The sequence below is a fragment of the Nonomuraea insulae genome (genome assembly GCF_042656245.1).
The window spans coordinates 353,917-375,198 of record NZ_JBHSPA010000027.1 but is presented as its reverse complement, the minus strand read 5'-3'; the positions used below and the strand labels follow the sequence as shown (position 1 = coordinate 375,198).

The following is a 21,282-nucleotide window of genomic DNA, read 5'->3' as shown; positions in this document are numbered from 1 at the left end:
TGGATCCTTTCGGGAACCGGCACGCCGTCGTACCGGATTGAGGGGTGTCACAGACGGGCCCACGCTTCGGTGAGCACGCCACGGAGAATCTGCCCGATCTCGTTGAACTCCTTCTCGCCCGCGACCAGCGGCGGGGCGAGCTGGATGACGGGGTCGCCGCGGTCGTCGGCGCGGCAGTAGAGGCCCGCGTCGAACAGCGCCTTCGACAGGAAGCCGCGCAGCAGCCGCTCGGACTCGTCCTCGTCGAACGTCTCCTTGGTGGCCTTGTCCTTGACCAGCTCGATGCCCCAGAAGTAGCCGGAGCCGCGCACGTCGCCGACGATCGGCAGGTCGCGCAGGTCGTCGAGGGTCTGACGGAACAGCGGCTCGTTCCTGGTGACGTTGCCGAGCAGGTCCTCGCGCTCGAAGATGTCGAGGTTGGCCAGCGCCACGGCCGCGGAGACCGGGTGCCCGCCGAAGGTGTAGCCGTGGGCGAACATCGTGTCGCCGCTCTTGAACGGCTCGAACAGCCGCTCGTGCGCGATCATGGCGCCGATCGGGGAGTAGCCGCTGGTCATGCCCTTGGCGCAGGTGATGATGTCCGGCACGTAGTCGAACTTCTGGCCGCCGAACATGGTGCCCAGGCGGCCGAAGGCGCAGATGACCTCGTCGGAGACGAGCAGGACGTCGTACTCGTCGCAGATCTCGCGCAGGCGCTGGAAGTAGCCGGGAGGCGGCGGAAAGCAACCGCCGGCGTTCTGCACGGGCTCGGCGAAGACGGCGGCCACGGTGTCGGGGCCCTCCATCTCGATGGCGCGGGCCACCCGCTCGGCCGCCCAGAAGCCGTACTCCTCGGGCGACATGCCCTTGACGCCGCTGATCTCGTCGGCGCGGTAGTGGTTGGTGTTCGGGACGCGCACCGAGCCCGGCACCAGCGGCTCGAACATCTGCTTGAACGCCGGGATGCCGGTGATCGACAGCGCGCCCTGCGGGGTGCCGTGGTAGGCGATCTGGCGGCTGATGACCTTGTGCTTGAGCGGCTTGCCGACGAGCTTGTAGTACTGCTTGGCCAGCTTCCAGGCGCTCTCCACCGCCTCGCCGCCGCCGGTGGTGAAGAAGACGCGGTTCAGCTCGCCCGGTGTGTGGGAGGCCAAGCGCTGGGCCAGCTCGGCGGCCTTGGGGTGGGCGTAGGACCACAGCGGGAAGAACGCCAGCTCCTGCGCCTGCTTGGCGGCGGCCTCGGCCAGCTCCTGGCGTCCGTGGCCCACCTGGACCACGAACAGCCCGGCCAGGCCGTCGAGGTAGCGCTTGCCGTGGATGTCGTAGATGTAGGATCCCTCACCGCGCACGATGGTCGGGATCTCTGACTGCTCGTAGGCGCTGTGCCTCGTGAAGTGCAACCACAGGTTGTCCTGCGCGGCCTTCAGGACGTCGTGTTCCGGCTGCGTCATGGTTATCTTCCCTCGTGTCTGAACTTCCCACAGTCTGCAATGCTCACCGCCGGTTTGCCAAGCGAATCGGTGGCAGCACTATGGAAGAAAATCGAGATCCGCAGAACCGCCATGTAACGGCAACGAAATCCGCAGGTGCCTTGGCGGGCGGGTCGGGGCCGTTTCCGCAGCGTGGGCGGGTTGTGATCCAATGAGACGAACTGTCTTCTTCCAGGCAGTGAACTGTTGAGAACAACCCCCGGGGGACCGTCCGTGACTCCTGAACAGATCGAGAACGCCGTCTCCGCCGCGATGCCGCAGGCCGTCGAGGAGCTGAAACGGCTGGCCGCCATACCTTCCGTGGCCTTCCCCGGGCACCCGCAGGAGCCCGTGTTCGCCGCCGCCGCCATGACGGAGGAACTGCTGCGCTCCACCGGCCTGCCGCGCGTGCAGCAGGTGCCCGTGGACGGCAGCTTCCCCGCCGTCTTCGGCGAGGCGCCCGCGCCGCCCGGCATGCCCACCGTGCTGCTGTACGCGCACTACGACGTGCAGCCCGCCGGCGACCCGGCCTCGTGGCGGACCCCGCCGTTCGAGCCGACCCTGATCGACGGCCGCCTGTACGGGCGGGGCACCGCGGACGACAAATCCGGCGTCATCTCCCACGTCACCGCTCTGCGCACCTTCCAGGGCCAGTTCCCCGTGGGCCTCAAGGTCATCATCGAGGGCCAGGAGGAATACGCGGGCGACCGGCTGGAGGCGTTCGTCGAGCGCAACCCCGAACTGCTGCGCGCCGACACCATCGTCGTGGCCGACTGCGGCAACCCGCGCCTGGGCGACCCCGCGGTGACCACGTCGCTGCGCGGCATGGCCGCCTTCACCATCGAGGTCCGCACACTGCGGGAGCCCGTACACAGCGGCTCGTTCGGCGGCGCCGCCCCCGACGCGCTGGCGGCGCTCATGCGCATGATCACCTCACTGCACGACGACAACGGGGACATCCGCGTGCCTGGGCTGCCCCGTGGGTCGTTCCTCGGGCAGGGGCCGTCGGAGGAGGAGTTCAGGAGGACGGCCGGGGTGGCCGACGGGGTGTCGCTGGTGGGGTCGGGGTTGCTGGCCGACCGGCTGTGGTCCTCCTACGCGATCACGGTCACCGGTCTCGACGTGCCCACGGTCTCCGGGGCGGTCAACGCCGTTCAGCCGGCGGTCCGGGCTCGGGTGACGGTTCGCGTACCCCCGGCAGGGGACCCGAAGACGACGGTCAACGCGATCGTGGAGTTCTTGCGGCAGGTGGCGCCGTGGGGCGTGCAGGTGTCGTTCGGGGACTTCACGGTGGGGTCCGGCTTCCAGGCGGACGCGGGCGGAAAGGGCCGGGCGGCGCTCAACCGTGCCATGGAACGCGCCTTCGGCCGCCGGCCTCGGGACGTGGGGGCCGGCGGGTCGATCCCGTTGGTGAGCACGTTGCTGAAGCAGTTCCCCGCCGCCGAGATCCTGCTGTTCGGGGCGGAGGATGAGGATGCGGCCATCCATGCGCCCAATGAGCGGGTGGACCTGGAAGAGCTGCGGAAAGTGGCTACCACGGAGGCCCTGTTCCTGCACGAACTGAGCCTGCCTTCGGCGCTGGGGGTGTAGGTCTCTCTCAGCAGGGTCGCAGGGCCGGTAGCCGGCCGGCGAAGAAGGCGGTGGGGGTGACGCCCATCAGCGTGCGGAACTCGGATGTCATGTGGGACTGGTCGTAATAGCCGGCCGAGATCGAGAGTTGGGCCCATCGGCGGCCGCCTGCGGCTTGGGCCAGCACCTCTCGGACGCGGCCGATGCGCTGGAAACGTTTGGGTGGCAGGCCGATGCCGTCGGCGAACAGGTCGCGCAGGTGGCGCTCGCTGACGGCCAGTCGCCTGGCGATGGCCGGTACGGGCTCGCGCCGGTGGTCTGGGCGTTCCTCCAGGGCTTCGGCGGCGGCCCGTACCAGTTCGCCCCGTGCCAGATCCGCCCCGGACTGGGTGGCGATCCGGGTGAGCAGCGCGGCCTCTATGTGCTTGATGACGAGATCCGGATCGCCACCGGCCTCCGCGAGAGTGGCGGTCAGCTCGTTCGATGAGGCGCCCCACAGTTCGTCCAGCGAGATCACCCGGTCTACCAGCTCGTTCACCGGGACTCCGAGCAGAGAGCGGGCGGCGCCGGGGTGGAGGCGGATTCTGAGGCAGAGGGGGAAGTCCTTGCCCACGTAGTAGGAGGCGTGGGTGCGGGGGCCGATCACTCGCAGGTCGGCGCGGTCGGCTGAGGTCGTGCGGAAGATCAGTGAGGTGTCGGCGTCTGGGACGTGTACGAGGGGGTGCCGGTCTCCGGGCCCGTCCGCCGTCGTCGTCGACGAGAGGACGGTCACGCCTCTGACCAGTCGCCGCAACCTGTCCGGGACGACCATGGGGACCTCGGTGCTCATTGCCCCACGGTACCGAGGCCACAGCGGCGGGCGGACCTCATGACGCCCGGGCATGCGGCGGTGGGCGAGCCCTCGCAAGGGAGCCTGAGCGGTCTCGCAAGGAGCCTGAGCGGTGGGCGGGTGTGCCGGAAATTCCTATAAGTGCTGGTGGGCGCGCTGGCAGCCTCGTAGGCATGATTCTTGTTACAGGTGCCACGGGCACTGTCGGCAGTGAGGTCGTCCGGTTGCTGGCGGCTCGGGGCGAGCGGGTACGGGCGATGACGAGGGAGCCCTCGAAGGTCGAGGCGCTGCCGGGGGTCGAGGCCGTACGGGGGGACTTCGGCGATCACGAGTCCCTGGCGGAGGTGGCGCGGGGGGCCGAGAGGCTTTTCCTGCTCACCGCCCCCGGCCCATGGGTGGTCCAGCACGACGAGGCGATGCTGAAGGCCGCGCGGGCGGCGGGAGTGCGGAAGGTGGTCAAGGTCTCCGCCATCGGTACGGGCGAGGACAAGGCCGGGGACTGGCATCTGCCGGGAGAGCGGGCGCTGCGGGAGGGCGAGATGGCCTGGACGGTGCTGCGCCCGTCCAGCTTCGCCTCCAACTCGCTGAGCTGGGCGCCCCAGGTTCGGGCGGGAGAGCCGATCCCCAACATGTTCGGCAAGGGTACGCAGGGCGTCATCGATCCTCGTGACGTCGCCGAGGTCGCGGTGCGGGTGTTGACGTCAGACGGTCACGAAGGGAGCGCGCTCACCCTGACCGGGCCAGAACTGGTCGGCACTCGCGACATGGCCGAGGTGCTGGGCAAGGAGCTCGGGCGTACCGTCGAGACGGTTGACGTGCCGTTGGCGGTCTACCGCGAGCAGTTGACCGCGGCGGGGCTCGACCCCGGCTTCGTCGAGATCGCGGTCGGTGGCGCCAAACTGGTCACGGAGGGCGGCAACGCGCGGCTCACCGGGGCGGTGGAGCAGGTGCTGGGGCGTCCGCCCCGTACGTTCGCCACCTGGGCACACGACCACCGCGCCGCCTTCGCCGCAGGCTGATCAGCCACCCCAGGAGACGAGGGACAGCAGGCGTTCGGCCTGTGCCTGGTCCGTGGCGGCCAGGGTGATGCCTCTGACGAGCGTGAGCAGGTCGCGTACGTCCAGGTCGGCGCGTACGGCACCGGCTCGCTTGGCCTCATCCAGCAGCCCCGAGGCGGTGTCGAGCATGGAGCGGTGCCACTCGGCGTGCAGAGCGGTCTGGTCGGTGGCGGCCAGGGCCAGGTCGCGTTTGGTGGTGATGTGGTCCATGAACAGGCGGAGCCACTCGTGCAGGGCCTCCTGGGGCGACTCGGACTGCCGTAGTTCCTCGGCGCGCGTGCAGAGGTGGGCCACCTCGTCGGCGTAGACGGCGGCCAGCAGGTCGGAGCGGGTCGGGAAATGTCGGTACATGGTGGCGTTTCCGACCCCGGCGCTACGGGCTACGTCGTCCAGCGGGGCGTCGGTGCCGCGTTCGGCGAACACCCGCGCGGCGGCGGCCAGCAACAGGTCGCGGTTGCGCTGTGCGTCCGCCCGCAGCGGGCGAGGCGATGTCATCGTGCTCCTTGCCAAGTGGGGAACTCCCCGGTTAGTGTAGCCGGGGAATGGAAATGGGGAGTTCCCCACTTAGTGGCAGGAGTGGCGATGGACGCAGGCGAAGTGCACAGGCGCGTGCTCGAGCTCTACCCCGAGGTGCTCGCGAACGGGGTGACGGACGAGGCGCTCGCCCTCATCGACCCCGACGTGATCGACCACCGGGGCGGCAAGGACGGCGATCACCACGGGCTGGAGGCGTGGCGGGCGAAGTGGGAGCGGATGGCGTCCGGCGACACGGGCTTCCACGACGTGTCGGTCACCGTCGAGCAGAACGTGACGAACGGCGACCGGTCGGCCAACGTCTACCTCAGCCGGGGCACCCACACGGCCTCAGGCCGCCGGTACGAGGTGCGCGGCCTGGACATGATCCGTGTGCGGGACGGCAGGATCGTCGAGCACTGGGCCGTCCGGGATCAGGATGCCGTGCGGCACCAGCTCGGTCTCGATCAGTAGCGGTGCACGAGCCGCAGGCCTGTCTCCACCAGCGCCCAGCCCAGGCGCACCTCCCACGACCGACGAGGGCCCCTGGGGTGGGCGAGGCGGTGACGGTCGGCGTCGGCTCTCAGCTCGCGGGCCCTCGCCCGCTCGACATACAGGAATAAGTCCGGATACATCGGGTTCACTCCTCCTCCGGTTCCGACACGGAACGGTTCTCGCAAACGACGGCTCGGGTAGGTGACGGTTCAGGTGCGGAACGGGAAGCCGTACGTGTGCACGGCGACGTTCTCCCGGCCCTCCACGTCGCCCGCCTCCCGCGCCGCCTCCCCGCGCTGCCGCCACCGCATGATCACGGCGCGGAGCTCGTCGTCCATCTCCCGCAACTCCGCGGAGGTGAGCGGCATCAGGCTCTCCGAGGTGAAGGCCGCGCCACGCCACTCCTCGCCCCAGGCCGACTTCTCGTCGAGCCAGCTCTCGAACATCTCGGCGCGCTGGCGAGCGTGCGCACGGGTGATCGCGGCGTGGACGGCGGCGCGCTCCGGAGCGTCGTCGAAGTCCTCGTCCCTGGTGGTGATACGAGTGACGGCCGGTCGCCACCAGCGCTCCCTGCCGTCCTCGCTGTGCCCCTCGGCCTCCTCGATGATGCCGTGCGTGGCCAGCTTGCGCAGGTGGTAGCTGACCAGCGACACGGCCTCGTCCACCTGGTCGGCGAGCTGCGAGGCCGTGGCCGTGCCGGCGACGCGCAGGGCTCGGTAGAGCCTGATGCGCAGCGGGTGACCCAGGGCCTTGAGCGTGTCGAGGTCGGTGATGCGGCGGGTCTTCTCGGGAGGCGCCATGACACCACCGTAGATGGAAAAGAAAAATTGCGCAAATAAAATTGCGCATCTACGTCAGAAGCGCCACCGGGTCTGCGCGTAGTCGCCCTTGCGGAAGCCGAGCACCTTGGCCGGCCGCACCGCGAAGACCAGGGCCTCCCCGCCGGCGGTGTTGACGAACACGCCGTCGCCGAGGTCGAAGTGCCACTCGCCGGTGTACTTGGCCTCCCAGGCGTCGGCCAGCCGCTTGAGCGTGCCGGGATCCGTGACGCGCTCCGCCACCCCCTCCACCACCAGGTCGAGGCCCTCGTGCAGGGAGCTGGCCCCGGTGGTGAGCGCGCAGTTGGGGTTGGACTCCAGGTTCCTGGCCTTCTGCTCCTCGGCTCCCGTGCAGAAGTGCAGCGCGTCGTCCTGCCAGACGGCCAGCAGTGTGGTGACGTGCGGGCGGCCGTCGGCGCGTACGGTGGTCAGCCAGTACGTCTCCGCGCGTTCGAGCTGCTCCCGGGCCTCCGGCCAGGGCGTGGGGGCGGCGCCACCCGCGCTGAAACGGGCGTCGAGGCGGGTGGTGGGTTCCATGGTCGTTCCCTTCGTAACGGCGGTCGTCCTAGGACAGACCTGCCCGCACGTGAGAACTCATCGTCATCGCACCGGAAGGTCGTAGACGCGGCGGACGCTGCTGCCGAGCCTGGCCACGTTCGCGCCGTACACGTGCAGGGACACCCCGATCTCCGCGCTCGTGTTGCGCACCTTGTGGATGTCCCCGGGCGGCGCGAACCCGCTGACCTCCCCCGGCCGGTTGTCGGCGTGCCCGATCTCCACCAGGTGGTCGCCCATGTCGCGGTAGAGGGTCTCGTGCTCGATGCCACTGAGGATGCCGAACGTGCACCACGACACGTGGTCGTGGATCACCGTGTCCTGGCCGGGCCGCCAGACGACGGCGCAGATCGAGAAGTCCTCCTCGGCGTGCAGCAGGTGGTTGACGTACCCGCCGGGCGAGCCCGCGAGCTCGTGCGGCGTGAGGAGGTCGAGGCCGGGGAGGTGGTCGCGGAGCAGGTCGGCTACGGCGAACGCGCTTTCGCGGCGGCCGAGCCGGCGGGCGGTGATCCGCGACACGCCCGTCACGAGGGTGTCGAGTCCTGGCCTGACGACTGTGGTGGCGGCCATGTTCATGGTGATCCCCTCGGAAAATCAGCGAACTGCCTTCCCTCTCTACGGTCCTGCATTTCAATCGATAGGTCCAACAGAAGTTATCTGGAGGATCAATAGATATGATTGATGAATGCTCGACGTCGTACGTCTGCGCGTCCTCGTCGCGGTGGCCCGCAAGGGCTCGCTCACCGCGGCGGCCAAGGAGCTGCACTACTCCCAGCCCTCGGTCAGCCACCACCTGGCCCGGCTGGAGGCGGAGACCGGGGCCAAGCTCGTCCAGCGCGCCGGGCGCGGCATCCGGCTCACCGAGGCGGGCCGGCTGCTGGCCGAGCGGGCCGCGGAGATCATCGGGCGGCTCGACGCCACCGCCGACGAGCTGGCCGCGCACGTGGGGCTGCGTTCGGGGCGGGTGCGGCTGGCCGCCTTCCCGTCGGCGCTGGGGACGTTCATCCCGGCGGCGGCCAGGCTGCTGGCCGGCGCGCATCCCGATCTGCGCCTGCAGCTCACCGAGACCGAGCCGCCTGAGGCGCTGCGGCTGCTGCGGGCCGGGCGGGTGGACGTGGCGGTGATGTTCCGCTACGACGACACGGCCCCGGAGGACAGCGGCATCCACATGATCCACCTCCTCGACGACCCCAGCTTCCTGCTGTCCAACGGGCCACCCGGCGAGCTGGCCGAGCACGCCGAGTCGGCCTGGATCGCCGGGTGCGACCGGTGCCGCAGCCACCTGCTGGAGGTGTGCGAGAAGGCCGGGTTCGAGCCGCGGATCTCGTTCACCAGCGACGACATCGTGGCCGTGCAGGCGCTGGTCGCGGCCGGGCTGGGGCTGACCCTGCTGCCCGGGCTCGCGCTCACCGCCCATCGGCATCCGGAGGTGGAGGCCAGGGAGGTGCCGGGTTCCGTCAGGCATGTGTACGCCGCCGTCTACGGCGAAGCCCCCTACCCACCGGCCACGGAGGCGCTGTTGCGGGCCCTCCGGGAAAGCCTTTGACGCCACCGGCGTTCACCGTGGTCTGGGAGGGGTTCGTGGTGAACGTGCTCAACCCCAAGACCGCCATCGGTACGCGCGCGGCGGCCGCTGGACGTGAGCAGCGGGGTCGTGTACCTGGGGCTGGCGGCGTGGCTCACGACCTAGAAGGCCTGACAAGCCAGGAAATTTCCTGGCCATAGTGCGATAGTGGGGAAGAGATCAGCCGCTGATCAGGGGGACGGCACGTCGGGACGTAGCTAATAGGCGGACCCATGGACACGCCAGTGCACCGCCTCGGGCTCGAACGGGTCGTCGAGGTCTTTTCCGGTCATGACGACCTCGTCGGCGTGACCGGCTCGGGCTATGTGATCGGTGCCGATCTGGTGCTGACCTCGGGGCAGTCGGTGGAGTCCGGCGCGCCCTGCCACGTACGCGTGCCGTGGTCCTCGCGATGGGTGACGGCCGAACCGGTGTGGCGAGGACGCGGCGGCGCGGACGCCGTGCTTCTGCGTACGGCCTCGCCTGAGTGGGGCGACCTGGCCGGTGTCGAGCACACCCGCTGGGGGCGGGCCGGCACCGGGGTGAGCTGCTTGGCCAGGGGGTTCCCGCAGACCGGTCGGCAAGGTGGCGCGCGGGCGTCCGAGACGGTGTTCTGCCTGGTGGAAGCCCCCGCGAGCCCGGTTTCCAAGGCCCTGACGGTCGGCGTGCTGAGCCCTCCGGAGCTCTGGCACGGCATGTCCGGGGCCGCGCTGCTCGCCGAACCCGCCGGTCAGCTCCTCGGCGTGATGGGCACCGGGCTGGACGTCGTCCCCGTGACGGCGCTGCTGAGCGACGAACGATTCCGCGAGCTGGCGGGTGTCGCCCCCGGAAGCCTCGAAACCGTGGCGGCAGGCGACCCGCCCGTTCTCCTGCCCGACCTGCTCACCCCCGCCCGGGACAAACTCCCCCAGGACTGCCCGGACTGGACGTTGTTGACGGCCCGGCACGCGGTGGTGCCCTTTCTGGGGCGGGCGGACGAACTGGCGGACCTGCGGTCATGGGCCGCAGAACCGGCTGCCCTGTCCGTCGCGGTGGTGACCGGGCTCGGCGGGATGGGGAAGACGCGGCTGGCGGGGGAACTGTGCGGAGAGCTGGCGGAAGCGGGGTGGGACGCCGGGTTTCTACCGCTGGACGACCTGGCGTTCGGCGTGTCCTTCGAGGCGTTACGACCGACTCTGATGGTGATCGACCGTCCCGAGCCGTCCATTCCCCTCGTGGGCGAGTTGATCCGGCGACTGGCCAAGCACGGCCGCAATCCCCGGATCCGGCTCCTCCTGCTCGTCCGGGAGCCCGGCGAGGCGGAGTGGTGGCGGCGCCTGGACACGGCGGCCGGGGGCTGGCTCAGGCGGCTCAACACCACGACCGTGCAGCTCAACGCCCGCCCGCTCACGCTTACCGAGCGGAACGAGCACGCGCTGGCGGCCATGAAGGCGTTCGGGCCCAGCCGGGCCGCACTGCCCTCGCCGCCGCGTCTCGACGACCCCGAGTACGGTCTGCCGCTCCATGTCCACGTAGCCGCTCTGCTGCGCCTTTGCGATGAGGATGAGCAGGAGGGCACCGGTGGGGGGCTTCTCGGGCGGTTCGTCGCGCGTGAGTGCGACCAGTGGGCGCGGGTCTGGCCGGAGGAGCAGGAACGGCTCGGGGAGGTGACGGCACGGCAGGCCGTGGCGGTCCGCACGCTCACCGCCCCCTCCCCGGCCGAACTGCCCGGCTTGCTGACGGCCGTGCCCGGCGTCCACGGCGGCGCCATGAACGTGGCTCGCTGGCTGGGCCGGATCTTCCCCGGGTCCCCCGACTCGGCTCATGGGGATCGGCCGGACCTTCTGGCCGAGGAACTCCTGGGCGGGACCGAGGACCTGGACGCGCTGGTGCTCGCCGTACGCGACCACGAGGGCAGGACGGTCCAGCACCTCGTGAGCATGCTCGATGTCCTGCGGTCGTCGGCCGGAAGGGAGCGGGTCAGGGCGGCGCTCTGGTCGCTGGTCGTCAGCCGGATCGGGAGGCTGGTCGCGGAGGCCGTCGCGAACCCCGGCACCCGGCTCGGCGACGTGCTCAACGCCGCGCTCGGGCTGTTCCCGGCCGACCGGCAACTCGCGGAGGCGGTGGCCGCGCTGCCGCTCCAGGACGCCGGGCCGGGGCTGCGGGCGCTCAACGTGACGCTCGCCGAGCTGGCCGTACGGCATCGGCGGACGAGCGGTGGGCGGATCGCGCTGGCGAGGTCGCTGGCGTGGCAGTCGAGCGGGCTGGCGGCCGTGGGCCGGGTGGGCGAGGCGGTCGTCGCGGCGGCGGAGTCCGTGGAGGTGTACGCCGGCGCTCCCCCGTACGAGGAGGCGGCCGGGCGGGCGGAGGCGCTGTTCGGCCTCGGGGCGTACCTGCTGATCGGCGGTGAGGCCGGGAGCGCGCTCAAGCCCGCGCAGGAGGCGGCGACCAGGTTCCGCATCCTGGCCGAGGACGATCCCCGGTACGCGGAGCAGGCCGCCCGTGCGCACTACAACCTCGCCTGCGCGCTGCTGGAGTCCGGGCGGCCGGATGAGGCCGTCGCGGCCTTCTCGGCGGCGGGCGGTGACGCCACTTTCGCGGCGAACGTGACGGGCGTCCTGTCCGTCCGGCCCGCCGCCGCACCACCGCCTCCCCGAACACCCGTCAACCACCAGCCGCTTTCGAGCCCGGCCGCCCAGCCCATGGCGGCCAAGCAGGCACCGCGCGCTCCGACGCCGCTGGTCGCGACCGGCGCCCAGAGGTTCGTCGGCGGATCCGTCGCGAACGTCTTCGAACCGCGCCCGTCCCAGCCGCCGGGACAAGCCGCCGCACCGATCGGGCAGGCGCCCGGGCCGGCGGCCGTCACCGAGCCCTCCGTCCAGGCGCCAGAGCCGCTGACCCCGTTCGAGGGGATCGGCGTCGCCGCCGTGCTGCCCGAGCTGGCCGCCTGTCTCGCCGTCGCCGCCGTCGCCGCCGTCAAGTACGCGGCTCCCACCAGCAGGGACGTGGCCCAGCGGCTGCACCTGACCGCCACCTGGCTGGAGTCGCACGACAGACCGGCCGAAGCCGTCGCCCCCGCCGCCGAGGCCGTCACGCGTCTGCGGGCCGTGGCCGCCGAGGAGCCGGGGTTGCGGGTCATGCTGGCCTCCGCCGCCGCCCTGTCGTCCAGGCTTCATGCCCGCCTGGAAGACCTGGACGCCGCCGTACGTTCCGGCGCGGAAGCCGTAAGGAACCTGCGCGCCCTCGTCACGCTCGAACCCGGCGAGCACCGCCCCGCCCTGGCCGGCCGGCTGCTGGACCTCGGCGAGCTGCTGCTGATCGACGACCGGCCTGAAGAGGCGCTCGGGCCACTGCGGGAGGCCATGGCCGTGGCGGCCGAGGGGCACACGGCGACGCAGGCCAGGGGCAGGCGGCTGCTCGGCCTCTGCCTGGACGAGCTGGGCCGCGCCGCCGACGGCCTGGCGCAGCTGGAGATCGCCGCCGAGCTGTACGACGTGCTGAGCGCCGATGACGACTCCTCCTCCGGCCATCGCTCCGAGGTGCGGGCCAGGCTGCGCAGAAGGCTGGAATCCGTCCCGGCAAGTCCGGGCCCTGGGCAGCCGTGGCCGCTGGCGCTGCTCGGGAACCGGCCGGAGGAGGCCGTGACCAGGGCGGAGCAGCACCTGGCGGAATGCCGGGAAGCCGGTGAGGATGGGATCGAGCAGGTTTACGCGTATCTGTCCGCACAAGCCATGCTCGCCCGGGCCTGGGCGAGTGCGGGGCGGGCGGCGGAGGCGTTCGGGCTGGCGATGCAGGCGGCCGAGTTGCTTGAGCGGCACGCCGCTCCCGACGGGCCGCACGCGATCGCCGTGGGCATGGTGGCCGCGGCGCTCGGGCGCTCGCTCGTGGGGCTGGGGCGGCACAAGGAGGCCATCCCGCATCTGCTCACCGCCATCGAGTCCTACGAGCCGCATGCCGCGACGAGCGCCGAGTTCCGTACCGAGCTGGCCGAGCTGATGGTTCTGGAGACCGTGGCGCTCTCTCGCGCCGCCTGCCCGTCCGACGCGGAGTCGGCGGCGGACCGGCTGGCCGAGTTGTACGGGACACTCGTGGAGGAAGGGCTCGAACGTCCGCTCGCCCTAGCCGGGGCGCTGCGGCTCCAGGGTGGGATCCGCTTCGGCAGGCACGACACGGAAGGCGCGCTCCAGTCGGTCACCCGCGCGCTCGACCTCCTGCCGTCGCCGCTCGACGAGCAGGGGGAGCACGAACGGCTGCTCGCCGCCACCTGCCTGGAGCTCGGCGGCCTGTGCCTGGCGGAGCGGCACCAGCGCGAGGCGGCCAGGGCCCGGCTGACGGCGGGCACGACGGCGATGGAGCGGCTCGGGCCCGTCCCGCACGATCTCGTGGACGTGCATCTGCTGGCGCTGGTCCGCCTGGCCAGGTTGCGGGTGGAGGACGAGGGACCGGCCGCGGGAACCGGTCTGTACACGCAGATACTCGGCATGCGACCGCTGCCCCGCACGGATGTGCTCGATGCGCTCATCGAGGAGCTTTCCGGGTTCGCGGACGAGGTGACGTCTGGAGCGGAGGTGGCCGCCGAACTGGCCGGGGCGCTCAGCGCGTTCACCGAGGCGCTGGAGCGGGAGGTGCCGGTGAGCGGGGCGCCGGAGACGCACGACAGGTACGGCCGGTGCCTGACGGCGTTCGCCGCGACGGCGGCGGGTGACAGGGTGACCGCCGCGCTGATCGGCGAGCTGGCCGTGCGCGTCTATCGAGGGCTGGCCATCGTCTCCAGCGCCTACCGTGAGCCGCTCGGGTCCGCCCTCGCCGCTGTCGCCATCCCGCGCCACGGCGATCCGGCCGATCTCGAACAGGCCATCGACCTCCTCGGCGAACGCCAGGGCAGGACGCTCGCGCAGGCCCTGCACCACTACGCCGCGGAGCTGCTCGACCAGGCCCGCCCGATGGAGGCCCTGGCGCACTGTGAGCGGGCCGCAGACCTGTGTGACGAGCTGGAGGAGCCCGCCCTCGCCGCCGCCGTCTACGCCCTGCTCGCCTCCGTCCTGGCCGCGCTGGACCGCCCGCAGGCCGCTCTGGAGGCCACCGGCTGGTCGCTGGCCGAGCTGGACAGGACCGAGCCGGACAGGGCTGAGCTGGGCAGGACCGAGCCGGACGGGGCTGGGGAGGCGGGGCAGGGGTTGCGGCGGGTGCGGGCGCAGGCGATCCAGGTGAGGGGCAGGGTGCTGCGGGCGTTCGGGCGCAGCCAGGAGGCGATGGCGCACCTGATGGAGGCCCTGGAGCTGTTCGCGGAGTTGCGGGACACACTGGCCGCCGCCGAGACGGCCGGGGTGATCGCCGATGATCTTCTGGCCGCGGGACGTCCCCAGGAGGCGGCCGAGTACGCACGGATCGCCACCACCGGCCACGAACCGGGCACGGTGAAGCAGGCCCTGGCCACTCAGCGGCTGGCCGGGTCCCACATGATGCTGGGCGAGCTCGCCGAGGCCAACGCGCTCGTGGCGGAGCTGATCCCGCTGGCCAGGCGGTCGCCGGACGATCTGACGTACCGGGCGATCCTGGCCGACTCACTCGCGCAGAGCTCCGAGCTGCTGCCTCTGCTGCGGCTGGACGGCGGCACGGAAGCGGAGGCGAGGGCGCGTGAGGCCATCGCGATCTACGACGAGTTGCTGACCACGGGCATGAACGCGCAGGCCCTGCACACCAGCAGGGCCGGCGCCTGCCTCACGCTGGCCTCCGCGCTCAGGATGCGGGATCTGGCGGCGGAGGCGATCGCGCCGCTGCGGGAGGCGGTGGCGGCGCTGGAGCGGTTCTCGCCGGGGAATCCGATGCAGGGCGGGCTGCTGGCCAGGGCGATGCTCATGCTGGGCGACGCGCTCATGGAGGCGGGCCGGGCGCTGGAGGCCGGGCTGGTCTTCCACCGCAGCACGCAGGTGACGCGGGACGAGCTGTCCAGGGCGGTGGCGCACGCCCGGTTCGGCTTCTGCCAGGAGGAGCTGGGCAGGGACGACGCCGCCGACGCCGCCCTGCGGGTGTCGGCCGACCTGCTGCGCGAGCTGCCCGTGCCTGAGTCCGGCCTGCTCCGCGACGTGCTGGCGGGCAGGTTGAGACTGCTGGAGCGGGCCGGGAAGGGCGAGGAGGCGAAGGCGGTGGAGGACGAGGTCCGCCGCCTGATCACCCCTGCGCACAAGAGCGCCCGGCCCGGCCAGAAGACGCGGGAAGCCTAGGAACCCTCGACGATCTCGCGTGCCCACCGGTAGTCGGCCTTGCCCGCCGGGGAGCGCACCATTTCCTGGACGAACGCGTACGTACGAGGCACCTTGTACCCGGACAGAAGCCCCCTGCAGTGCCCGTCCAGATCGTCGGCCGTCACCTCGACGCCCGGCCGCGGCTCGATCACGGCGGCCACCCTGTTCCCCCAGCGCTCGTCCGGCACCCCGGTCACCACCGCGTCGAACACCGCGGGATGCCCCTTGAGCACCGCCTCCACCTCCTCGGGGAACACCTTCTCCCCGCCGGTGTTGATGCACTGCGAGCCCCGCCCGAACACGTTCACGGTCCCGTCGGGGTCCACGCTGGCCAGGTCGCCGGTGAGCAGCCACCTGACGCCGTCCTCGTCGGTGACGAACGTGCGGGCGGTCTTCTCGGGGTCGTTGTAGTAGCCGAACGCCACCCGCCCCGACCTGGACACCGTCCCGAGCTGGCCGGAGCCCGGCTCGACCGGCCGGTTCTTGTCGTCGAGCACGGCCAGCCTGACCACGGCGTTCGGCTGGTAGCGCAGGCCCTTCTCCGGCGAGGAGCCGGCGACGCCGGAGGCGGTGTAGCCGGACTCGGTGGAGCCGAAGCTGTCGAGGATCATCACGTTCGGGAGCAGCTCCTGGAGGCGGTCACGGACCGCGCCGGACAGGATGGCCCCGGTCGAGCTGACCACGAACAACGAGGAGAGGTCGTACCCGCCGCCCTCCAGCGCCTCGGCCAGAGGTCTGGCCATGGCGTCGCCGGTGATGCTGAGGGTGATCGCGCGCTCCCGTTCGACCGCCCGCCACACCTCGTCGGCGCCGAACTTGCGCACGAACACGATGGTCGAGCCCATCCACCAGGTGAGGAACATGGCCATCTGCGCGGCCCCGTGCATGAGCGGCGGCGCGGCCATCATGACCGTGGGGTTGGACTTGACCGCCTCGTCGATGACCTCCTGCGGGGTGGCGCGCGGCTCGCCGTACGGGTTGCCGCCGCCGAAGCCCATGAACAGGTCCTCGACGTGCCACATCGCGCCCTTGGGCATGCCGGTGGTGCCGCCGGTGTAGATGATGTACACGTCCTGGCCCGAGCGCGCGGGGAAGCCCCGTTCCGGCTTGCCGCGTTCGAGGGCGCTCTCGTACGGCACCGCCGAGCCGATGGAGGCGGGCCCGCCGACCGAGATCAGGTGCTTCAGCAGCGGCGCCTGCTCGCGGACCGCGGCCACGCGGGGCTCGAACTCCACGTCGTAGACCAGCGCCCGCAGGTCGGAGTCGCGGTAGAGGTAGAGCAGCTCCGCCTCGACGTAGCGGTAGTTCACGTTGATCGGCACGGCCCTGATCTTCAGGGCGGCCAGCACTCCCGCGACGTACTCGATGCCGTTGTAGAGGTGCAGGCCGACGTGCTGGCCCGGCTGGATCCCGAGGTCCATGAGGTGGTGGGCGAGCCGGTTCGACTCGGCTTCCAGTTCGGCGTACGTGCGGCGCTCCCGGCCGCAGACGACGGCCGTGCGGTCCCCGATCGTGTCCGCGAGCCCTTCGAACAGGTCAGCGTGGTTGAACTCCATGAGAGTCACTTCCGTTGTCCGGGGTATGCGGGGTGTCCCCGCAGGTCAGGGCATCTCCTGTCCGACTATCCACATCGCGAAGAACTGGGCTCCTCCGCCGTAGGCGTGGCCGAGCGCCGTACGGGCGCCGTCCACCTGGTGCTCGCCCGCCATCCCGCGCACCTGCAGCGCGGCCTCGGCGAACCTGATCAGCCCCGACGCCCCGATCGGGTTGCTCGACAGCACCCCTCCCGAGGCGTTCCACGGGATGTCACCGTCGAGAGCCGTGGCGCCCGACTCGGTGAGCTTCCATCCCTCGCCTTCCGCCGCGAACCCCAGGTTCTCCAGCCACATCGGCTCGTACCAGGAGAAGGGCACGTACACCTCGGCCACGTCGATCTGCCGCCGCGGGTCGGCGATCCCGGCCTGCGCGTAGACGTCGGCGGCGCAGTCCTTGCCCGCCTGCGGGCTGACCGTGTCGCGCCCGGCCCGGAAGATCGGCTCGGAGCGCATGGCCGCCCCGTGCACCCAGGCGGGCGTGCCGGTGACCGCCGACTCCGAGGACAGCACGATCGCGCAGGCGCCGTCGCTGGACGGGCAGGTCTCCAGGTAGCGGATGGGCTCCCAGAGCATGGGGGTGGACTCGACCATCTTCTGGTCGATGCCGGGGATCTTGAGGTGCGCGTACGGGTTCTTCAGCGCGTTCAGCCGGTCCTTGACCGCCACGAGCGTGCCGATGTGTCCGGGAGCGCCGGTCTTGCGCATGTACTCGCGGATATGGGGGGCGAAGTAGCCGCCCGCGCCCACCACGAGCGACGCGCTGAACGGCAGGTGCGTGGACAGGGCCCAGGTGGCGTTGGACTCCGACTGCTTCTCGAAGGCCACGGCCAGCACCCGCTCGTGCACCCCGCCCTGGATGAGCGAGGCGGCGACGATGGCCGTGGAGCCGCCCACGCTGCCCGCCGTGTGCACGCGCATCATCGGCTTGCCCGCCGCTCCGAGCGCGTCCGCCAGGTACGCCTCCGGCATCATCACGCCCTCGAACAGGTCGGGCGCCTTGCCGATGACCACGGCGTCGATGTCCTTGAACGTCAGCCCGGCGTCCTCCAGCGCCCGCAGCGCCGCCTCGCGCACCAGCCCGGCGATCGAGACGTCGAGCCGCTTGGTCGTGTAGTGCGTCTGGCCGACGCCGATGACCGCACACCTGTTCATTCGGCCTCCAGGACAGTCACGAGGTTCTGCTGCAGGCACGGGCCGCTGGTGGCGTGGGCGACCGTGCGGCTCGCGGCGCCGTCGTGGATGCGGCGCGCGGCTTCGCCGATGCGGATGAGGCCCGCGGCCATGATCGGGTTGGCGGCCAGCGGGCCGCCCGACGGGTTGATCACCGTCCCGCCGCCCAGCTCAAGGGCCCGCCGCAGGATGATCTCCTCGTGCGGGAACTGCGCGTGCAGCTCGGCCACCTCGACGGGACCCTTGCCGACCCCCGCGGCTCGTGCTGCGTCGGCCGCGGAGGCCGACGAGGCCAGGTCGCGCACACCCCAGTAGTGGGGATCTATCCGATGCGCGATGCCCCGGATCCAGGCCGGATTCGAGCACAGTCGCCCGGCCAGGTCACCGGCCGCGAGCACGATCGCCGCGGCGCCGTCCGTGATGGGCGGCACGTCCGTCTTCTTGAGCGGTTGCACGGCGAAGTCCTCGCCGTCCGGGTCGGGCAGATCGAGCGCGTACGGGTTGCTCCTGCCGTCCGCCCTGCTCCGCCGGACGATCTCGTCCAGTTCCTTCCGGTCCGCGCCGACCGCGTTGGCCTGGAGGGCGGCGTAGGAGAGCTGGTCGAGGCCGAGCGGGGCCAGGTAGTAGGGGTCGAGCTGGAACGTCATCACCGCGCGCACGTCGGTGAGCGAGGACTTGCCGAAGCCGTAGACCAGGGCCGAGTCGACGTCGCCGTGCTGGAGCCGGACCCACGCCTCGTACAGCGCCCAGGCGCCGTCCATCTCGACGTGGCTCTCGGAGATCGGCGGCCAGGCGGCCAGCGCGTCGAGGGCCGACACGAACGAGAACGGGGCCCCCGCCAGGTAGTCGCAGCTCCCGGAGCAGGTGAAGCCGAACCGCGTGAGCCCCGTGCGCTCCTTGACCTCGTTGATCACGGGCGCGATCAGCTCCGGCTCGATCAGGCCGGTGTCGTGATCGGTGTGCCGCGTCTGGGCGAACGCGACGATCGCCACATCCCTCATGACAACTCCACATCAGGCTCGCCGGTGGGGGCGAACCAGCGGATGTTCGCCATGGACGCCGTGCGCTCGCTCTCGGGCACCCAGACCGCCCTGACCCGCATGCCCTGGCGCACCTCGTGCGCGGGAACGTCCGCGACCAGGGCGATCAAGGGGAGGTCGGTGGTGTCCAGCAGAATGTACGCCGACACGAACGGCACCTGGGGGGCCCGGGGGTCGGGCAGGTTGTTGATGGCGAACGTGGTGATCGTGCCGGTGTCGGGCACTTCGCGCGCTTCCGTGATGCTGCCTCCGCATTCGGGGCAGGCCATCCGATAAGGCACGTACACCTTCTCGCACCGGTCGCACCGGCCGCCGAGGAGCACGCCGCGCTCGACGCCCTCCAGGAACACGCGGAGCGCGCCGCCCGCCTGGAGGCGGTAGTCGGCGCGCACGTTCGACACGATCTTCGTGACCTCAGGGACGAAACAGGAAATGTCGGTTATGTGGCCGGTGGGGTGGTCCTTCCAGACCGGCCAGACGCGGGTGCCCGGCGCCATCGCCTTCGGGTTGCCCGCGTCCACGGCGTGCACGAGCGCCGTGTCCGCGCCGTCGAGCTCGATCAGCGCCCAGGCGAAGGGGCGGTCCAGGGGGTGCGCTTCGAGCGGCTCCGCCACCCAGGCCCACGTCGTGACCGTGCCGGCCGGGCCGACCTCGACGTATTCGCCGGTGACGGACTCGCCGGTCGCGGGATCGTACTCCAGGGGCGGGACGAGCACCCGGCCCTCCACCGTCCGCACCCCGACGATGCGGCGGGCGCGCAGCTCGCTCAGGAACCGGCCGATCACCGGCCCCGTCGTACGCGTGTAGCCGCCGGGGAACTCCAGGACGTGCTGAGCGACCAGCGGATCAGATGGCACGGTCGTGTCCCTCCCAGTACGGGGCGCGGAGCTTGCGTTTGAGCAGCTTGCCGTTGGGCTCGCGGGGCATCTCGGCGATGAAGTCGACGCTCTTGGGCCACTTCATCCTGGACAGCCGGCCTTCGAGCGAGGCCAGCAGCTCGGCGACCAGCTCGGGACCGGGCTCGATGCCGGGCGCCGGCTCGACGACGGCCTTGATCTGCTCGCCCCACTCCTCGTCCGGGATGCCGAACACGGCCACGTCGGCCACCTTCGGGTGGACCATGAGCTCGTTCTCGATCTCGGCCGGGTAGATGTTCGCCCCGCCGGAGATGATCATGTCGGCCTTGCGGTCGCACAGGTAGAGGAAGCCGTCCTCGTCCAGGTAGCCGATGTCGCCGACGGTGAAGTGGTCCTTGAGGCGGTTCTCGGCGGTCTTGGCGGGGTCGCCCTTGTACTCGAACGGGAGGCCCATCATCTTCATGTAGATCGTCCCGGGGGTTCCCGTAGGCACGGGTTCGCCCTGGTCGTCCACGATGAGCAGCTCGCTGATCGGCCAGGCCGAGCCGACCGTGCCCGGATGCGCCTTCCAGCCCTCGGGCGTGGCCAGGGTGCCGCCGCCCTCGGTGGCCGCGTAGTACTCGTATACGCAGTCGCCCCACCAGTCGAGCATCGCCCACTTGACGGGGATCGGACAGGGGGCGGCGGCGTGGATCATCCAGGTGAGCGAGGAGAGGTCGTACTTCGTCCTGGTCTGCTCGGGCAGGGCCAGCAGCCGCTTGAAGTGGGTCGGCACCAGGTGGGAGTTGGTGACCTGGTGGCGCTCGCAGAGCCGGAGCATCTCCTCGGCGTCCCACCTGTCCATGTAGACGAGCGTGTGCCCCATGTGCAGGGCCGTGCCGCCGAACTGGGTCACCGCCGTGTGGTAGCTCGGGGAGGTCACCAGGTGCGCGTTCGGCCGGCCCTGGGTGATGCCGAACAGTCCGAGCAGGAACGTCATGAGCTCTGCGGCCTCGTCCGGGTCCAGGCCGCTGAGCCGCCGTCTGACCCCTTTGGGCTTGCCGGTGGTGCCCGAGGTGTAGTGCATGGTGGCCCCGGCCGTACGGTCGGCGGGGGTGGTGTCCGGCTGCCCGTCGCTCAGCTCGCTCGCCGTCCGGAAACCGGCCCCGCCCCCCATCAGGAAGCGGCGCTCGGGCGCGATGGCCTCGGCTCCGACGGTGCCCTCGGCCAGGAAGCGCGGATGTACGAAGAACGCCTTGGCCTCGCTGTCGGAGACGATGTAGGCGATCTCGGGGCCCGTCAGATGCCAGTTGACCGGCGTGTAGTACCAGCCCGCCTGCAGGGCGGCCAGATAGAGCACCAGGCCGTCGGCGCCGTTCGGCACCAGGCCGCAGACGCCGTCGCCGGGCTGGAGTCCGAGCTCGCGCAGCCCGTGCACGAGGCGGTTCGAGCGGGCCAGGAGATCACCCGCGCGGTGCTGTGTGCCGTCGGGGTCCACGGCCGCGATCCACTCGGGATCAGCCTGGGCGAGCCTCCAGAAACCGAGCGTGCCCATCTGAACTCCTAGG

17 protein-coding genes are annotated in these 21,282 nt (G+C 71.2%); 5 read left to right on the top strand and 12 right to left on the bottom strand.

The window, feature by feature from the left end; translation table 11 throughout:
- Positions 1–47: 47 nt before the first annotated feature.
- Complete coding sequence (locus ACFPZ3_RS24025) at positions 48–1,430, bottom strand: aspartate aminotransferase family protein (protein ID WP_379516459.1); 1,383 nt, start codon at positions 1,428–1,430, stop codon at positions 48–50.
- A 252-nt stretch (positions 1,431–1,682) separates the two neighbouring features.
- Here ACFPZ3_RS24025 and ACFPZ3_RS24020 point away from each other — a divergent pair, with 252 nt between their 5' ends.
- Positions 1,683–3,038: a M20/M25/M40 family metallo-hydrolase gene (locus ACFPZ3_RS24020; protein ID WP_379516458.1), complete on the top strand. Its 1,356-nt coding sequence runs from the start codon at positions 1,683–1,685 to the stop codon at positions 3,036–3,038.
- Between the two features lie 7 nt (positions 3,039–3,045).
- Here ACFPZ3_RS24020 and ACFPZ3_RS24015 read toward each other — a convergent pair whose 3' ends face one another.
- On the bottom strand, positions 3,046–3,846 hold the full coding sequence (locus ACFPZ3_RS24015; RefSeq protein ID WP_379516457.1) for a helix-turn-helix domain-containing protein: 801 nt from the start codon (positions 3,844–3,846) through the stop codon (positions 3,046–3,048).
- 173 nt (positions 3,847–4,019) lie between these two features.
- Here ACFPZ3_RS24015 and ACFPZ3_RS24010 point away from each other — a divergent pair, with 173 nt between their 5' ends.
- On the top strand, positions 4,020–4,865 hold the full coding sequence (locus ACFPZ3_RS24010; RefSeq protein WP_379516456.1) for an SDR family oxidoreductase: 846 nt from the start codon (positions 4,020–4,022) through the stop codon (positions 4,863–4,865).
- On the opposite strand, the gene ACFPZ3_RS24005 is transcribed toward ACFPZ3_RS24010, so the two are convergent.
- Entirely contained in the window at positions 4,866–5,399 is a 534-nt protein-coding gene (locus tag ACFPZ3_RS24005) for a TetR/AcrR family transcriptional regulator (protein WP_379516455.1), read from the bottom strand.
- Between the two features lie 87 nt (positions 5,400–5,486).
- Between ACFPZ3_RS24005 and ACFPZ3_RS24000 the strand changes: the two genes are divergently transcribed.
- Positions 5,487–5,891: an ester cyclase gene (locus tag ACFPZ3_RS24000; RefSeq protein ID WP_379516454.1), complete on the top strand. Its 405-nt coding sequence runs from the start codon at positions 5,487–5,489 to the stop codon at positions 5,889–5,891.
- Here the strand turns inward: ACFPZ3_RS24000 and ACFPZ3_RS23995 are convergent.
- The 4 genes from ACFPZ3_RS23995 to ACFPZ3_RS23980 all read right to left on the bottom strand — a co-directional run bounded on the left by ACFPZ3_RS23995 (position 5,885) and on the right by ACFPZ3_RS23980 (position 7,861).
- Positions 5,885–6,052 (bottom strand): hypothetical protein, encoded by a 168-nt coding sequence (locus ACFPZ3_RS23995; RefSeq protein WP_379516453.1) that lies wholly within the window; start codon positions 6,050–6,052, stop codon positions 5,885–5,887. The genes ACFPZ3_RS24000 and ACFPZ3_RS23995 overlap by 7 nt on opposite strands.
- A gap of 69 nt (positions 6,053–6,121) precedes the next feature.
- Complete coding sequence (locus tag ACFPZ3_RS23990; RefSeq protein WP_379516452.1) at positions 6,122–6,712, bottom strand: ArsR/SmtB family transcription factor; 591 nt, start codon at positions 6,710–6,712, stop codon at positions 6,122–6,124.
- Between the two features lie 54 nt (positions 6,713–6,766).
- Positions 6,767–7,267 carry a pyridoxamine 5'-phosphate oxidase family protein gene (locus tag ACFPZ3_RS23985; protein WP_379516451.1) on the bottom strand — a complete coding sequence of 167 codons (501 nt, stop codon included), beginning with the start codon at positions 7,265–7,267 and terminating at the stop codon, positions 6,767–6,769.
- 63 nt (positions 7,268–7,330) lie between these two features.
- Positions 7,331–7,861: a cysteine dioxygenase family protein gene (locus ACFPZ3_RS23980; RefSeq protein WP_379516450.1), complete on the bottom strand. Its 531-nt coding sequence runs from the start codon at positions 7,859–7,861 to the stop codon at positions 7,331–7,333.
- Positions 7,862–7,970: 109 nt separating this feature from the next.
- Between ACFPZ3_RS23980 and ACFPZ3_RS23975 the strand changes: the two genes are divergently transcribed.
- Both ACFPZ3_RS23975 and ACFPZ3_RS23970 read left to right on the top strand, forming a co-directional pair.
- Complete coding sequence (locus tag ACFPZ3_RS23975) at positions 7,971–8,831, top strand: LysR family transcriptional regulator (protein WP_379516449.1); 861 nt, start codon at positions 7,971–7,973, stop codon at positions 8,829–8,831.
- Positions 8,832–9,082: 251 nt separating this feature from the next.
- Positions 9,083–15,052, top strand: coding sequence for a hypothetical protein (locus tag ACFPZ3_RS23970; protein WP_379516448.1), 5,970 nt, complete (start codon positions 9,083–9,085; stop codon positions 15,050–15,052).
- Here the strand turns inward: ACFPZ3_RS23970 and ACFPZ3_RS23965 are convergent.
- The 5 genes from ACFPZ3_RS23965 to ACFPZ3_RS23945 are packed head-to-tail and all read right to left on the bottom strand — an operon-like array spanning position 15,049 to position 21,269.
- Positions 15,049–16,629, bottom strand: coding sequence for an acyl-CoA synthetase (locus tag ACFPZ3_RS23965; RefSeq protein ID WP_379516447.1), 1,581 nt, complete (start codon positions 16,627–16,629; stop codon positions 15,049–15,051). The two genes, ACFPZ3_RS23970 and ACFPZ3_RS23965, sit on opposite strands and share 4 nt — an antisense overlap.
- A gap of 45 nt (positions 16,630–16,674) precedes the next feature.
- The gene (locus tag ACFPZ3_RS23960; RefSeq protein WP_379516446.1) at positions 16,675–17,820 is read right to left on the bottom strand and encodes a thiolase domain-containing protein; all 1,146 of its coding nucleotides are present in this window, start codon (positions 17,818–17,820) and stop codon (positions 16,675–16,677) included.
- A complete protein-coding gene (locus tag ACFPZ3_RS23955) occupies positions 17,817–18,839 on the bottom strand; it encodes a thiolase domain-containing protein (protein ID WP_379516445.1) in 1,023 nt (340 codons plus the stop codon). Before ACFPZ3_RS23955 ends, ACFPZ3_RS23960 begins: the two co-directional genes overlap by 4 nt.
- Positions 18,836–19,735 carry a Zn-ribbon domain-containing OB-fold protein gene (locus tag ACFPZ3_RS23950; protein WP_379516444.1) on the bottom strand — a complete coding sequence of 300 codons (900 nt, stop codon included), beginning with the start codon at positions 19,733–19,735 and terminating at the stop codon, positions 18,836–18,838. Before ACFPZ3_RS23950 ends, ACFPZ3_RS23955 begins: the two co-directional genes overlap by 4 nt.
- Positions 19,725–21,269 carry an acyl-CoA synthetase gene (locus tag ACFPZ3_RS23945; protein ID WP_379516443.1) on the bottom strand — a complete coding sequence of 515 codons (1,545 nt, stop codon included), beginning with the start codon at positions 21,267–21,269 and terminating at the stop codon, positions 19,725–19,727. The genes ACFPZ3_RS23950 and ACFPZ3_RS23945 overlap by 11 nt, the downstream gene beginning before the upstream one ends.
- Positions 21,270–21,282 lie beyond the last annotated feature (13 nt).